The sequence below is a fragment of the Paraburkholderia kururiensis genome, assembly GCF_034424375.1.
Taxonomy (GTDB): Bacteria; Pseudomonadota; Gammaproteobacteria; order Burkholderiales; family Burkholderiaceae; genus Paraburkholderia; species Paraburkholderia kururiensis_A.
In genome coordinates this window covers 5,367,060-5,380,463 of record NZ_CP139965.1, presented here as the reverse complement: position 1 = coordinate 5,380,463, position 13,404 = coordinate 5,367,060, and the positions used below count along the sequence as shown (strand labels likewise).

The following is a 13,404-nucleotide window of genomic DNA, read 5'->3' as shown; positions in this document are numbered from 1 at the left end:
CGTAGCGGCGCGCGGCCCCGTCCTTCGGCACGCTTTTCTCGACCTTCCGTGCTTCGTTCAATCGTGTCGGCTCCTCAACGTACCGAAACGCGACACCATATGCGTCGCCATGCCTCTGAAACCGCCCTGCACGCCGCGCCACAGCCGCGGCAGCGCCCACAGCGCCACGGCGAGAAAGCCGGCCAGCAGCACGAGAAACAGCACCGGTACGAAGAGCGCGAGCAGCACGCCCGTGAACGTCAGGCCGTCTTCGGCCGTAGAGGTCACGACGTTCGACACCGGTTCAGGCGAAAGATTGATGAGGGCGCGCGTGCCGGCCTTGGCGAGATGGGCCGTGCCGGCGAGCGTGCCGCCCGCGAGCGCCGCCACCGTGAGCAGGGCGGGGTCGGCATGACCGAGCGCGCCCGCTGCCAGCACGGCCCCCGCCGGAATGCGGATGAACGTGTGCACGGCGTCCCAGAGCGAATCGAAGGCGGGAATCTTGTCGGCGAGAAATTCGGCGATGGTCAGCACGGCGGCCGCGGTGAGCACCCACGGCGAGGCGAGGACCGCGAGCGTGTCGGGCAGATGGATGAAGCCGAGACGCTGCAGCGCGCCCGCGATCAGCACCGTGAGATAGAGCCGCAAGCCGCTGCCCCAGGCAAGGCCTGCTGCCAGCGATAGTGGTTCGAGCATTGCCCCCTCCTTGCGCGCGGCCGGCGCGACTGTGCGGCATCGGCTATTCGGCTGTTCGCGAGCGCGTCCTCGAACGGAGCGAACCGAGGCGTCGCGTGTCCATCGCGTATCGAGCGGACATGCCCCCCGCGGCGAGCGCGTATCAAGCGTGTATCAAGCAGCCGAACGCGCGCCGCATGGGGCGCGAGCCAATTTCAAGACCGGATCACTGCATTATAGCCACGGAGATTCGCATTCCGCCGTGAAGCGGTGCGGTTCCTTCGCCTCGCTGCGTCCTTTCGCCCCAGCCGGCTGGCGCCCGCGCCGCAGGCTCGGGGTGCCCCGCGGATTCAGCTCGTGCCGATGAGCCGATACCCGACGCCCGTCTCGGTGACGATGTGCTCGGGCTGTGCGGGATCGCGCTCCAGCTTCTGGCGCAGATGGGCCATGTAGATGCGCAGGTAGTGGCTGCTCTCCACGTGCGACGGCCCCCAGACGTCGCGCAGCAGCTGCCGGTGGGTCAGCACGCGGCCGGCATGGCGCACGAGCGTGGCGAGCAACCGGTATTCGATGGGCGTGAGATGCACGGGCGCCCCGTCGCGCGAGACCAGACGCAGCGCGAGGTCCACGGTCACGCCGCCGAAGTGGACCTGCGGCGCCTCGTTCGAGCCGCCCTGGTTGCGGCGGCGCAGATGGGCGCGAATCCGAGCGAGCAGTTCGGAGACGCCGAACGGCTTGGTGAGGTAGTCGTCGGCGCCGGCATCGAGTGCGGCCACCTTCTCGCTCTCCTGGCTGCGCGCCGACAGCACGATCACGGGCAGGTCGCTCCAGCCGCGCAGTTCGCGGATCACGTCGAGCCCGTCGGTGTCGGGCAGCCCGAGGTCGACGATCACGAGATCGGGCTTGCGCGTCGCCGCCTCCACGAGGCCCTGGCGGCCCGTGTCGGCGTCGTGCACGGCGATGCCCTCGGCTTCCAGGGTCGCGCGCACGAAACGGCGAATCTGCTTTTCGTCTTCGATCAGGACGACGGTGATGCGCGGCTCGTTCATGAGTGGGTGTCGGGAGAGGGCATGGGCCCTGAAAGCGGGTCCGGCCGGTCCGGGCCGGGCGGGCGCCCAGCAGCGGACGATGCAGCCCCGGCGCCGGTGCTGGAGGCCGTAGTATCGCCCGGCACGGGGCCGGATGGCGAGGCTGGCGAGACCGCGGACGATCCGGTGGGCGCGGCGGTGGATCGGCGTGGGTCCGTGGCCTCGTCAGGGCTGGTTGCAGCCCTTTCGCCAGGCATGTCGCCAGCCACGTCGCCCGCCCCTTCGCCTGCGGCGTCATGCGCGCCGGAGCTGGCCGCTTTCTGTGCCGCTCGTGCAGGCGCTTCCTGAGCCGCCTCTTCCGCCTCTTCCGCCTCTTCCGCCTCTTCCGCCTCTTCCGCCTCTTCCGCCTCTTCCGCCTCCACAGCCTCCACCGTCGCGGGCGGGGTCTCCACCGGCAGCGTGAACCAGAAGCGCGCGCCTTCCACGCGGCCGTCCGGCGCCATGCGGTTGAACGCGCCGATCGCGCCGCCGTGCGCCTCCACGATCGCGCGGCAGATCGCGAGCCCAAGTCCGATGCCCGGTTTCGCCGACTCCTTCTCGCCGCGCGTGAACTTCTCGAACACGCGCGCTTCCATGCCGGCGGGCAGCCCCGGCCCCGCGTCGTCCACGGTCACGCGCACGAACGGGCGGCCGCCTTCCTCGATCTGCTCCGCGCCGATCACGAGCGGCGTATCGAGCGGCGTGTACTTCGCGGCGTTCTCGAAGAGATTCGAGAAGAGCCGCTCCATCAGCACGGCGTCGAGCTGCAGCAGCGGCAAGTCGGCCGGCAGCTTCGTCTGCACGGGGTGCCGCTGCAACACGCGGCGGCACGCGCGCAGCGCGGCGCCCACGGTCTCTTCGAGCAGCGTCCACTGGCGGTTCAGGTGGAGGCTGCCCGCCTGCAGGCGCGCCATGTCGAGCAGATTCGTGACGATGCCGGTCATGCGCAGCGCCTCGTCGTGAATGGCCTCCACGAGTTCGCCGGACTTCTGGGCGCCCGGCGCGGCGGCCTGGATAGCGCCGGTCGCCTCGCCGCCCGCGCCCGCCTCGTGCATCTGCGCGAGCATCGAAGAGAAGCCGACGATTGTCGTGAGCGGCGTGCGCAGATCGTGCGAGATGGCCGAGAGCAGCGAGTTGCGCAGCCGTTCCGACTCCATGTTCACGAGCGCGTCGCGGGCGATCTCCACGTAGTGCACGCGCTCCACGGCAAGCGCGATCTGTGCCGCGAACGCTTCGAGCATGCGCTGCTGTTCGGGCACGTCGAGTTCGTGCGCATCGCGTGTCTCCACCGCGAGCACGCCCCGCGTGCGCATGGGCGCCTTCAGCGGCAGGTACAGCGCGCGGGCCGCGGGCAGGGTGTCGGTGCCGCGCCCCGCCGGCTGCTGCTGGTCGTACACCCACTGGCCCACGTCGACGTCGAGCGCCTCGCCTTCCAGCATGATGGCCGGGTCCGGCTCTTCCACTTTCTGCTGCAGCTTGTCCTGGCTGTCGGGCAGCAAGAGCGCCACGCGCGCGCGAAACACCTCGCTCACGTGACGGGTGCCGATGGCCACGATCTGCTCCATCGTGAGCGCCGCCGCGAGTTCGCGCGCCATCGCGTACATCGCGCCGGTGCGTTGCTCGCGACGCTGGGCGACCGCGGCCTCGCGGCGCAGGCTCGACGTGAGATGGCTGATCACGAGCGACGTGAGCAGCATGCCGAGAAAGGTCAGCAGGTACTGCGTGTCCGACACCGAAAACGACATGCGCGGCGGCACGAAGAAGAAGTCGAATGCCGCGACGCTCGCGAACGACAGCATCACGCCAGGCCCGCGGCCCAGCTTCGCGGCCGCGAAGATCACGCCGAGCAGATACAGCATCACGAGGTTCGTGAGGTCGATGTGCGTCCTCAACTGGCTCGCCACCGCCGTGATGGCCACGCAGATGGCGAACGCAGTCGCATACGCGCGGGGCGGCGAGCGGCGCTCGCGTGCCGCCGAGAGCGCGTCGCGCCAGGCGCCGGCGAGCGTGTCGGGGTGCGTCTCGCGATCGCGGCCGTGTTCGTCGGTGGAGGCGCGGATCAGCGTGAGATCGAGGTCCCCCGAACGTTCCGCGAGGCGCTCGCCGAACGGTCGCCGCAGACGGCGCGAGAAGCCCGAGCGCAGCGAACCGCCCGCCACGAGCTTCGAGACGTTGCGCACGCGCGCGTAGCCGAGCAGCGTCGCCACGGCGTCGTCGCCCGCGAGCGTAGCCGTTTCGGCGCCGAGGTCCGCCGCGAGCTTGAGGGCGGCGAGCGTGCGTTCGCGGCGGGCGTCGGGCAGACGTTGCAGCCTCGGCGTTTCGACGTAGACGGCGATCCAGTCGGCCTTCAGGCTCGCCGCGAGACGCGCCGCGCCGCGCACGAGCGTGGGCGCCTCCGGCCCCGGCCCGACGCACACCAGCAACCGCTCGCGCGCCTGCCAGATGCGTTGAATGGAGCGGTCGGCGCGGTACTCGCGCATCTGCGCGTCCACGCGGTCGGCGGTGCGACGCAGCGCGAGTTCGCGCAACGCGATGAGGTTGCCCTTGCGAAAGAAGTTGCGCACCGCACGCTCGGCCTGCGCCGCCATGTACACCTTGCCGTCGCGCATGCGGTCGAGCAGTTCCTCGGCGGGCAGGTCGACGAGCGTGACTTCGTCGGCGCGGTCGAACACGCGGTCGGGCACGGTTTCCCAGACGCGGATGCCCGTGATCTGCCCCACCACGTCGTTGAGGCTTTCCAGGTGCTGCACGTTCACCGTCGTATAGACGTCGATGCCCGCGTCGAGCAGTTCGTAGACGTCCTGCCAGCGCTTCAGATGGCGCGCGCCGGGCACGTTCGAATGCGCGAGTTCGTCCACCAGCACAAGCTGCGGCTTGCGCGCGAGCGCGGCGTCCAGATCGAACTCGCCGAGCATGCGGCCGCGGTACTCGATCTGCTGGAGCGGCAGCACGTCGAGCCCTTCCATCAACGCCGCGGTTTCGCGGCGCCCGTGCGTTTCCACGATGCCGACAACGACGTCCGCGCCCTCTTCCTTGCGGCGCCGCGCAGCCTGCAGCATGGCGTAGGTCTTGCCGACGCCCGCCGACGCGCCGAAGAACACCTTCAGCTTGCCGCGCTGGCGCTTTTCTTCATCGCGCTGCAGGCGGTCGAGCAGTTCGTCGGGATCGGGTCGGTTCATACGCCAGGGGAGTCGAGGGATGGCCCGCCGTTAAGCGGGTACGTGCGCCAGGTTTCTTTGGCCGTATTGCGCAGGCGCATTGCCGCGGCCATCGTCGCACCGCGCCGTGAAAATGGCAACGCGGCGGCGCCGTGTCGCGCGCCGCCGTCTGCCTCCGTCTAGCTCAACGTCGCTTCAGCCGTGCTGTGCAGCGTCGAGCGCGAGATTGAGCTTCAGCACGTTCACGCGCGGCTCGCCGAAGAGACCGAACTGGCGGCCCGACGTGTAGCGGTCCACGAGCGCCTGCACGTCGTTCGCGCTCAGGTGGCGCGCCTTCGCCACGCGCTCCACCTGGTACGCCGCGGCGGCGGGCGAGATCTCGGGGTCGAGCCCGCTTGCCGACGACGTCACGAGATCCACCGGCACCGGCTTCGACATATCCGTGCCCGCGGCCTTGAGCGCGTCGAGGCGTCCTTTGATCTCGTCGGCGAGCGCGGGGTTGGTCGGTCCGAAGTTCGAGCCCGACGAGCCCTGCGCGTTATACGGCATCGGCGTCGTCGCGGAGAGACGGCCCCAGAAGTACTGAGGCGCGTCGAACTGCTGGCCGATCAGCGCCGAGCCGACCGGCTTGCCGTTCACTTCGATCAGGCTGCCGTTGGCCTCGTACGGAAAGACGGCCTGGCCGAACGCCGTCATCACGGCGGGATACGCGAGCCCCGTGAGCGCCGTGAGCACGGCAAAGATCACGACGAGCGGACGAAATAGCGATTTCATGATGGTCGATCCTTCGATGTCCGGCATGTTTCACACCCACCCGAACGCGGTGAGCATCATGTCGATGAGCTTGATGAACGGGAACGGCAGCAAGAGGCCGCCGAGGCCATAGACCAGCAGGTTGCGGCGCAGGATGGCGGCCGCGCCGAGCGGCCGGTACTTCACGCCCTTCAGCGCGAGCGGAATGAGCGCGACGATGATGAGCGCGTTGAAGATCACCGCTGACATGATCGCCGACGACGGCGAACTCAGGTGCATCACGTCGAGCACGCGCAGTTGCGGGTAGGTCGTGGCGAACGCTGCGGGAATGATGGCGAAGTACTTCGCCACGTCGTTCGCAATGGAAAACGTGGTGAGCGAGCCGCGCGTCATCAGCATCTGCTTGCCGATCTCCACGATCTCGATGAGCTTGGTCGGGTTCGAATCGAGATCGACCATGTTGCCCGCTTCCTTCGCGGCCTGCGTGCCCGTGTTCATCGCGACGGCGACGTCGGCCTGGGCGAGCGCGGGCGCGTCGTTGGTGCCGTCGCCCGTCATCGCCACGAGGCGGCCTTCGGCCTGGTGCGAGCGGATCATCTTGAGCTTCGCTTCGGGCGTGGCTTCGGCGAGAAAGTCGTCCACGCCCGCTTCCGCCGCGATGGCCGCCGCCGTGAGGCGGTTGTCGCCCGTGATCATCACGGTCTTGATGCCCATCTTGCGCAGCTCCGCGAAGCGCTCCTTGATGCCCCCCTTCACGATGTCCTTGAGTTCGATCACGCCGAGCACACGCGTACCGTTCGCGCTCTTTTCCGCGACCACGAGCGGCGTGCTGCCGCGGCGCGCGACGTCAGTGACGGCCTGGTTGACCTCGGCCGGATAGCGGCCGCCGTTCGATTCGACGTACTGCTTCACGGCATCGGACGCGCCCTTGCGGATTTCGCGCGCGGCGGCGCCGGGGGCTGCGGGTGCAAGGTCCACGCCGCTCATGCGCGTCTGCGCGCTGAACGCGATGAACACCGCGTTGAGCGCGGCCATGTCGCGCTGACGGATGTTGAAGCGCTGCTTCGCGAGCACGACGATGCTGCGGCCTTCAGGCGTTTCGTCGGCGAGCGACGAAAGCTGCGCCGCATCCGCGAGCGCTTCTTCGGAAACGCCGGGCGCGGGCAGAAAGGTCGACGCCTGGCGGTTGCCGAGCGTGATGGTGCCGGTCTTGTCGAGCAGCAGCACGTCCACGTCGCCCGCGGCTTCCACGGCGCGGCCCGACGTGGCGATCACGTTGGCCTGCATCATGCGGCTCATGCCCGCCACGCCAATCGCGGAAAGCAGCCCGCCGATGGTGGTCGGAATCAGGCACACCAGCAACGCGACGAGCGCTGTGATCGTGACCACGTGGCCGGCCTTCACGGCCGCCACCGAGAACATCGAAAATGGCAGCAGCGTGGCCGTGGCGAGCAGCAGCACGATGGTGAGCGCGACGAGCAGGATCGTGAGCGCCACTTCGTTCGGCGTCTTCTGGCGCTTCGCGCCTTCCACCATCGCGATCATGCGGTCCAAAAACGCCTCGCCCGGGTTCACCGAAACGCGCACGACGATCCAGTCCGAGAGCACGCGCGTGCCGCCCGTCACCGACGAAAAGTCGCCGCCCGACTCGCGGATCACGGGCGCGGATTCGCCCGTGATGGCCGACTCGTCCACCGAGGCGACGCCTTCGATCACTTCGCCGTCCGCCGGAATCACGTCGCCCGCTTCGACGAGCACGACGTCGCCCTTGCGCAGGTCCGTGGCCGTGGTGATGCGCACGGGCGACTTCGGATGCGGCTCGTTGAGCTTCTTGGCCATCACGTCCTTCTTCGCCTGACGCAGCGAAGCGGCCTGAGCCTTCGAGCGGCCCTCGGCCAGCGCCTCCGCGAAGTTGGCGAAGAGCACCGTGAACCACAGCCAGAGCGCGACGGCGAGAATGAAGCCCGCGGGCGCCTCGGCCTCGCCGCCCAGCGCGGCGATCCAGAGGATCGTGGTGAGCACGCTGCCCACATAGACGCAGAACATCACCGGGTTGCGCAACTGCGTGCGCGGATTCAGTTTCCTGAACGACTCCGCGATGGCCGGGCGCACGAGCGCCGGATCGAACATGGAGCGGGTTGCGGAATGTTGATTCATGATTCTTGAGTTCCCGAATGCGTGTCAGTGGCCCGCCACCATCATCAGATGCTCGACGCCGGGGCCGAGCGCGAGCGCCGGCACATAGGTGAGCGCGCCCACCAGCACCACGGTGCCGAGCAACAGCACGACGAAGAGCGCGCCGTGCGTGGGCAACGTGCCGGCCGTCACGCCGATGCGTTTCTTTTCCGCGAGCGACCCCGCGATGGCGAGCACCGGCACGATGGTGCCGAAACGGCCGAACCACATCGCGATGGCGAGCAGCGTGTTGTAGAACGGCGTGTTCACCGAAAGGCCCGCGAACGCGCTGCCGTTGTTGTTCGCCGCGGAGCTGAACGCGTAGAGAATTTCGGAGAAGCCATGCGGCCCCGGGTTGGCGATACCCGCGGTGCCCGCACTCGTGAGCACCGCAATCGAGGTCCCGACCAGCACGAGCAGCGGCGTGAGCAGCACGACGATGGAGACCATCTTCATCTCGTACGACTCGATCTTCTTGCCGACGTATTCCGGCGTGCGGCCGATCATGAGCCCCGCCACGAACACGGCGAGCAGCGCGAACACGAGCATGCCGTAGAGGCCCGAACCCACGCCGCCGAAAATCACTTCACCCAACTGGATCAGCAGCAGCGGAACGAGGCCGCCCAACGGCGTGAGCGAGTCGTGCATCGTGTTCACGGCGCCGCACGACGCAGCGGTGGTCGCCACCGTGAAGATGCCGGACTGCGCGATGCCGAAGCGCGTCTCCTTGCCTTCCATGTTGCCGCCCGATTGCAGCGCGCTCGCCTGCTGATCGACGTTGAGCGACGCATAGAGCGGATTGCCCGCCTGCTCGGCGCTGATTTCGCCCCACACGCCGATGGCGAACGCGATCGTCATCGCGGCGAGCACGGCCACGCCCTGGCGGCGGTCCAGCACCATCTGGCCGAACGTGAGGCAGAGCGCCGCGGGCAGCAGAAGAATCGCAATCACTTCCACGAAGTTGGCGAACGGCGTGGGGTTCTCATACGGATGCGCCGAGTTGGCGTTGAAGAAGCCGCCGCCGTTCGTGCCGAGCATCTTGATCGCGACCTGCGAGGCGACCGGGCCCATGGCGAGCGTTTGCGATGCGACCTTCGTGTCGACCGTCACAGGGTTGCCCTTCGCGTCCTTCACCGGATTGCCCGCGGCGTCGAGCTTCGGCGCCGCGTACGTCGTGGTCTGGAGAACGGGCACGTCTTCATACGCGCGGAAGTTCTGGATCATCCCCTGGCTCATCAGCAGCGCGGCGATGAGCGCCGACATCGGCACGAGCACGTAGAGCGTGACGCGCGTCACGTCCACCCAGAAGTTGCCGATGGTCTTCGCGGTGTGACGCGCGAAGCCGCGAATCAACGCGATGACCACGACGATGCCGGTGGTCGCCGAGAGGAAGTTCTGCACCGTGAAGCCGAGCATCTGCGTGAGATAGCTCACCGTCTGTTCCGGTGAGTAGTCCTGCCAGTTCGTGTTCGTGACGAAGCTCACGGCCGTGTTGAACGCGCCGTCGACGGTCATGGGACCAAAGCCCTGCGGGTTGCCGGGCAATAAGCCTTGCACGCGCAGCAACAGATAGAGAAACAGCGCGCCCAACAGGTTGAACGCGATGGTCGCGACGGCGTAGTGCTTCCAGCCCATCTCGGCCTGCGCATCGACACCGGCCACGCGAAACAAAAAACGTTCGAGCGGCGCGAACAGGCGCACGACGCGCGACGTGCCGTCCATCACGTTCGTGAGGTATCGCGAAACGGGCACGGCGAGCAGCAGCAGAACGACCAGATAGACGAGCGGCTGCTGGAGGTTGTCGAGGTTCATTCCAGGTCCTCCGCGCGCAGCAGCGCATGGACGAGATAGACGAACAGCAACAGCGTGGCCGCTGCCGAGAGCCAAAGCATCCAGTTCATGACCGTGCCCCCTGGCCGCGCCGGTATTGCGTGAGCTTCTGGCAACCGGCGATCAGGGCATAGGTGAGCGCGGCGAAAGCCACGATTCCCCCGACGTACAGCGCATCCATGTTGGTGTTCTCCGATGATGGATTACGGATGGATGCAACGTTAGTCGGTTGGATGTAAAGGGCGGGTTAAAGGTGAGGGGCGGCGGTGTAAAAAGCGCGTAAACGCCGAGCGTCCGTTGGGCTCGTTCGACGCGCGGACGTAAGAAAAAACGGCGGCAAAGCTGCCGCCGTTTCTGCAAAAGTCGCCGGGAAAAAAGAAGCCTGTGCCGCTCAAGGCATCAGCACCGTGGAGCCCGTCGTCTTGCGCGCTTCGAGGTCCTCATGCGCGCGGGCGACGTCGGCAAGCGCATAACGCTGGTTGATGCTCGTCTTCACCTTGCCCGAGGCGAGCACGTCGAAGAGTTCGGCCGACATCGCTTCGTAGTCGGCGCGTTTGGACATGTACGTGAAGAGCGTAGGGCGCGTGAAGAAGAGCGAGCCGCGGCCCGCGAATTCGGACGAGTCGATGGGCGGCAACGGTCCCGACGCATTGCCAAAGCTCACGAAGAGACCGAGCGGCGCGAGGCAGTCGAGCGAGCCGGTAAAGGTGTCGCGGCCAATGGAGTCGTAGACCACGGGCACGCCCGCGCCGTTGGTGATCTCGCGCACGCGCTTCGTGAAGTTCTCGCGCGTGTAGACGATCGGGTGGTCGCAGCCGTGCGCCTTCGCGATGGCGGCCTTGTCGTCCGAACCCACGGTGCCGATCACGGTGGCGCCCAGCGCCTTGGCCCACTGGCACACCAGCAGGCCCACGCCGCCCGCGGCGGCCTGGATCAGGATCGTGTCGCCGGGCTTCACCGCATACGTGCGGCGCAGCAGGTATTGCGCCGTGAGGCCCTGAAGCATCACCGAGGCCGCCTGCTCGTACGAGAGCGCGTCCGGCAGCTTCACGACCTGCGCCGCGCCCAGCACGCGTTCCTCGGCATACGCGCCGGGCGGGCGCGCCACGTAGGCCACGCGGTCGCCCACCGCGAGGCTCGTCACGCCCGGGCCCACGGCCGCCACCTCGCCCGCCGCCTCCATGCCGAGCCCGCCCGGCAACGGCAGCGGATAAAGCCCGCTGCGGAAATACACGTCGATGTAGTTGAGCCCGACCGCGTGCTGGCGAACGCGAATCTCGCCCTCGCCGGGGTCGCCCACGGGCACGTCGACCCACTTCATCACCTCGGGGCCGCCGGTGCGCTCGAATCGGATTGCCTTGCTCATCTCGTTCTGTCTCCTGTTCCGTCGTTATTCGAAGCTGGAATCGAAGCTGCATTCGAAGCTGGAAGGGCGGATGGGCTTCATGCGCCCTTCTCTGCCGTCACTCGCCTTCCTGAGCGAGGCGCAGCGCCAGCACGTCGAGGATCATGCGTGCTGTCGAGATGTTGGTCGCGCACGGCACGTTGTGGACGTCGCAGGCGCGCACGAGCGCGTTGATGTCCGGTTCGTGCGGCTGCGGCGTCATGGGATCGCGCAGGAAGATCACCATGTCCACCTTGCCCTCGGCCAGTTGCGCGCCGATCTGCAGGTCGCCGCCGTGCGGGCCCGACAGCATGCGCTCCACTTCGAGCCCGTGCGCCGCCGCGATGCGCGAACCCGTGGTGCCCGTGGCGATGAGGTGGCAGCGGCGCAGCGTGTCGGCATACTCGCCGGCCAGCTTCACGATGTCGTCTTTCTTGTGGTCGTGCGCAATGAGCGCGACGCGTGTGGACATGAGGTGGGTCTCCCTTTGGTTGGTCTGGTTGAACGTGATGGATGCGGCGGGTCGGGTCCTGGCTGCTGGCTGCGGTTGTTAGAACGCGCCCTCCGTCAGAACGTACCCGGATAGGCGCCGCCGTCGATCAACAGATTTTGCCCCGTGATGTAGCCGGCGTGCACGCCGCACAGGAAGGCGCAGGCACGGCCGAACTCGTCGGGCTGACCGAAGCGGCCCGCCGGAATGGACGCCATGCGGTGCCGGCGGGCTTCCTCGATCGAGACGTTCGCGGCCTTCGCCTGCGCCGCCATCGTGGCGACGATGCGGTCGGTATCGAAGAGGCCGGGCAGCAGGTTGTTGATCGTCACGCCGTGCGGCGCGACCTTGCGCGCCACGCCCGCGACGAAGCCCGTGAGGCCCGAGCGCGCGCCGTTGGAGAGCCCGAGCACGTCGATGGGCGCTTTCACCGACGAACTCGTGATGTTCACGATGCGGCCGAACCCGCGCTCGATCATGGCGTCGACGGTGGCGCGGATCAGCTCGATCGGGGTGAGCATGTTGGCTTCGAGCGCGCGAATCCAGTCGTCGTGGCCGAACTGGCGGAAGTCGCCCGGCGGCGGGCCGCCCGCGTTGTTGACCAGAATGTCCGGGCGCGGGCACGCGGCGAGCGCGGCCGCGCGGCCTTCCGGCGTGGTGATGTCGCAGGCCACCGCCTTCACCTCGACGCCCGTGTTCGCGCGGATCTGGGCCGCCGTGGCTTCGAGTGTCTCCTGCGTGCGCGCGACGATGGTGAGATTCACGCCCTCGGCGGCCAGCGCTTCTGCGCAACCGCGTCCGAGTCCCTTGCTCGCCGCGCAGACGAGCGCGGTGCGTCCTGCGATGCCCATGTCCATCGGTATGTGTCCTCTTTGGTGTGCTGGCCGGCTGGCCGTTGCGCCTGCTGCGGTGTTGCTGTCGCGGCGGTACGGTGCCGTGGGTGGCTGCCGCGCGTGGGTGCCGCGCGAGTGCCGAGTAGCCGATTCTAGAAGAATCGGCGCGGCGCCGTTGGCTGCGGCGTCGGCCCATATCGCCGCCGCATGCTTTGTCGGTAAACTTGCAGCCGTGGCGCGCCTGCGGGACCCTTGCCGGACTGCGGCGCGCCTTCTCACCGGGCCGCCGTCCGGGCGCTGCGTCCGCCCCGCCGGTCCGGCCGATTTCCCTCTTGCCGCCTTGTGCCTTCGTCATGAAACAGGACAGCCGCTTTCCGAACCTTTTTATCCTCGATCACCCGTTGATCCAGCACAAGCTCACGCACATGCGCGACAGGGACACGTCCACCCGCACGTTCCGCGAACTGCTGCGCGAAATCACGCTGCTGATGGGCTACGAGATCACGCGCAACCTGCCCGTCACCACGCGGCGCGTGCAGACGCCGCTCGTCGAGATCGACGCGCCGGTGATCGCCGGCAAGAAGCTCGCCATCGTGCCGGTGCTGCGTGCGGGGGTCGGGATGTCGGACGGACTGCTGGAGCTGATTCCGTCGGCGCGCGTGGGCCATATCGGCGTCTATCGCGACGACGCGCATCGGCCGGTCGAATACCTCGTGCGGCTGCCTGACCTGGAAGACCGCATCTTCATCCTGTGCGACCCGATGGTGGCCACGGGCTACTCGGCGGTGCACGCGGTGGACGTGCTCAAGCGCCGCAACGTGGCCGGCGAGAACATCCTGTTCCTCGCGCTCGTCGCGGCGCCCGAAGGCGTCGAGGTGTTCCAGAAGGCGCATCCCGACGTGAAGCTGTACGTGGCCTCGCTCGACTCGCACCTGAACGAGCATGCCTACATCGTGCCGGGCCTCGGCGACGCGGGCGACCGGCTGTTCGGCACGAAGAACTGAGGGGCGTTGCGCGAAGGCCGGCGCGCAGCGCGGCGGCCTTTGCCGGGCAGCCTTCA

Annotated in this window: 12 protein-coding genes; 1 reads left to right on the top strand and 11 read right to left on the bottom strand. The window is 68.0% G+C overall.

The window, feature by feature from the left end:
- Nucleotides 1–57: 57 nt before the first annotated feature.
- From U0042_RS24135 to U0042_RS24085, 11 genes are all read right to left on the bottom strand, one after another.
- A complete protein-coding gene (locus tag U0042_RS24135) occupies nt 58–675 on the bottom strand; it encodes a DUF4126 domain-containing protein (RefSeq protein ID WP_114813546.1) in 618 nt (205 codons plus the stop codon).
- Nucleotides 676–1,004: 329 nt separating this feature from the next.
- Nucleotides 1,005–1,703 (bottom strand): two-component system response regulator KdpE, encoded by a 699-nt coding sequence (kdpE, locus tag U0042_RS24130; RefSeq protein WP_114813548.1) that lies wholly within the window; start codon nt 1,701–1,703, stop codon nt 1,005–1,007.
- The gene (locus tag U0042_RS24125) at nt 1,700–4,900 is read right to left on the bottom strand and encodes a sensor histidine kinase KdpD (protein ID WP_327204998.1); all 3,201 of its coding nucleotides are present in this window, start codon (nt 4,898–4,900) and stop codon (nt 1,700–1,702) included. The genes kdpE and U0042_RS24125 overlap by 4 nt, the downstream gene beginning before the upstream one ends.
- A gap of 174 nt (nt 4,901–5,074) precedes the next feature.
- Entirely contained in the window at nt 5,075–5,653 is a 579-nt protein-coding gene (gene kdpC / locus U0042_RS24120) for a potassium-transporting ATPase subunit KdpC (RefSeq protein WP_114813715.1), read from the bottom strand.
- A 30-nt stretch (nt 5,654–5,683) separates the two neighbouring features.
- The gene (kdpB, locus tag U0042_RS24115; protein WP_114813552.1) at nt 5,684–7,789 is read right to left on the bottom strand and encodes a potassium-transporting ATPase subunit KdpB; all 2,106 of its coding nucleotides are present in this window, start codon (nt 7,787–7,789) and stop codon (nt 5,684–5,686) included.
- Between the two features lie 24 nt (nt 7,790–7,813).
- Complete coding sequence (gene kdpA / locus U0042_RS24110) at nt 7,814–9,619, bottom strand: potassium-transporting ATPase subunit KdpA (protein WP_114813554.1); 1,806 nt, start codon at nt 9,617–9,619, stop codon at nt 7,814–7,816.
- Nucleotides 9,616–9,708 carry a K(+)-transporting ATPase subunit F gene (kdpF, locus tag U0042_RS24105; protein ID WP_114813556.1) on the bottom strand — a complete coding sequence of 31 codons (93 nt, stop codon included), beginning with the start codon at nt 9,706–9,708 and terminating at the stop codon, nt 9,616–9,618. Before kdpF ends, kdpA begins: the two co-directional genes overlap by 4 nt.
- A complete protein-coding gene (locus U0042_RS24100) occupies nt 9,705–9,818 on the bottom strand; it encodes a potassium ABC transporter ATPase (protein ID WP_081601790.1) in 114 nt (37 codons plus the stop codon). The genes kdpF and U0042_RS24100 overlap by 4 nt, the downstream gene beginning before the upstream one ends.
- A gap of 210 nt (nt 9,819–10,028) precedes the next feature.
- The gene (locus tag U0042_RS24095; RefSeq protein WP_114813557.1) at nt 10,029–11,003 is read right to left on the bottom strand and encodes a quinone oxidoreductase family protein; all 975 of its coding nucleotides are present in this window, start codon (nt 11,001–11,003) and stop codon (nt 10,029–10,031) included.
- A 97-nt stretch (nt 11,004–11,100) separates the two neighbouring features.
- Complete coding sequence (locus U0042_RS24090; RefSeq protein ID WP_114813559.1) at nt 11,101–11,493, bottom strand: methylglyoxal synthase; 393 nt, start codon at nt 11,491–11,493, stop codon at nt 11,101–11,103.
- 95 nt (nt 11,494–11,588) lie between these two features.
- Complete coding sequence (locus tag U0042_RS24085; protein ID WP_114813561.1) at nt 11,589–12,368, bottom strand: SDR family oxidoreductase; 780 nt, start codon at nt 12,366–12,368, stop codon at nt 11,589–11,591.
- Between the two features lie 329 nt (nt 12,369–12,697).
- On the opposite strand from U0042_RS24085, the gene upp reads away from it, so the two are divergent.
- Nucleotides 12,698–13,348: a uracil phosphoribosyltransferase gene (upp, locus tag U0042_RS24080; RefSeq protein ID WP_017774366.1), complete on the top strand. Its 651-nt coding sequence runs from the start codon at nt 12,698–12,700 to the stop codon at nt 13,346–13,348.
- Nucleotides 13,349–13,404 lie beyond the last annotated feature (56 nt).

Bases quoted from the DNA above. Each gene is read 5' to 3' on its own strand.
- U0042_RS24135 (WP_114813546.1), bottom strand. From the start codon at position 675: ATGCTCGAACCACTATCGCTGGCAGCAGGCCTTGCCTGGGGCAGCGGC.
- kdpE (WP_114813548.1), bottom strand. From the start codon at position 1,703: ATGAACGAGCCGCGCATCACCGTCGTCCTGATCGAAGACGAAAAGCAG.
- U0042_RS24125 (WP_327204998.1), bottom strand. From the start codon at position 4,900: ATGAACCGACCCGATCCCGACGAACTGCTCGACCGCCTGCAGCGCGAT.
- kdpC (WP_114813715.1), bottom strand. From the start codon at position 5,653: ATGAAATCGCTATTTCGTCCGCTCGTCGTGATCTTTGCCGTGCTCACG.
- kdpB (WP_114813552.1), bottom strand. From the start codon at position 7,789: ATGAATCAACATTCCGCAACCCGCTCCATGTTCGATCCGGCGCTCGTG.
- kdpA (WP_114813554.1), bottom strand. From the start codon at position 9,619: ATGAACCTCGACAACCTCCAGCAGCCGCTCGTCTATCTGGTCGTTCTG.
- kdpF (WP_114813556.1), bottom strand. From the start codon at position 9,708: ATGAACTGGATGCTTTGGCTCTCGGCAGCGGCCACGCTGTTGCTGTTC.
- U0042_RS24100 (WP_081601790.1), bottom strand. From the start codon at position 9,818: ATGGATGCGCTGTACGTCGGGGGAATCGTGGCTTTCGCCGCGCTCACC.
- U0042_RS24095 (WP_114813557.1), bottom strand. From the start codon at position 11,003: ATGAGCAAGGCAATCCGATTCGAGCGCACCGGCGGCCCCGAGGTGATG.
- U0042_RS24090 (WP_114813559.1), bottom strand. From the start codon at position 11,493: ATGTCCACACGCGTCGCGCTCATTGCGCACGACCACAAGAAAGACGAC.
- U0042_RS24085 (WP_114813561.1), bottom strand. From the start codon at position 12,368: ATGGACATGGGCATCGCAGGACGCACCGCGCTCGTCTGCGCGGCGAGC.
- upp (WP_017774366.1), top strand. From the start codon at position 12,698: ATGAAACAGGACAGCCGCTTTCCGAACCTTTTTATCCTCGATCACCCG.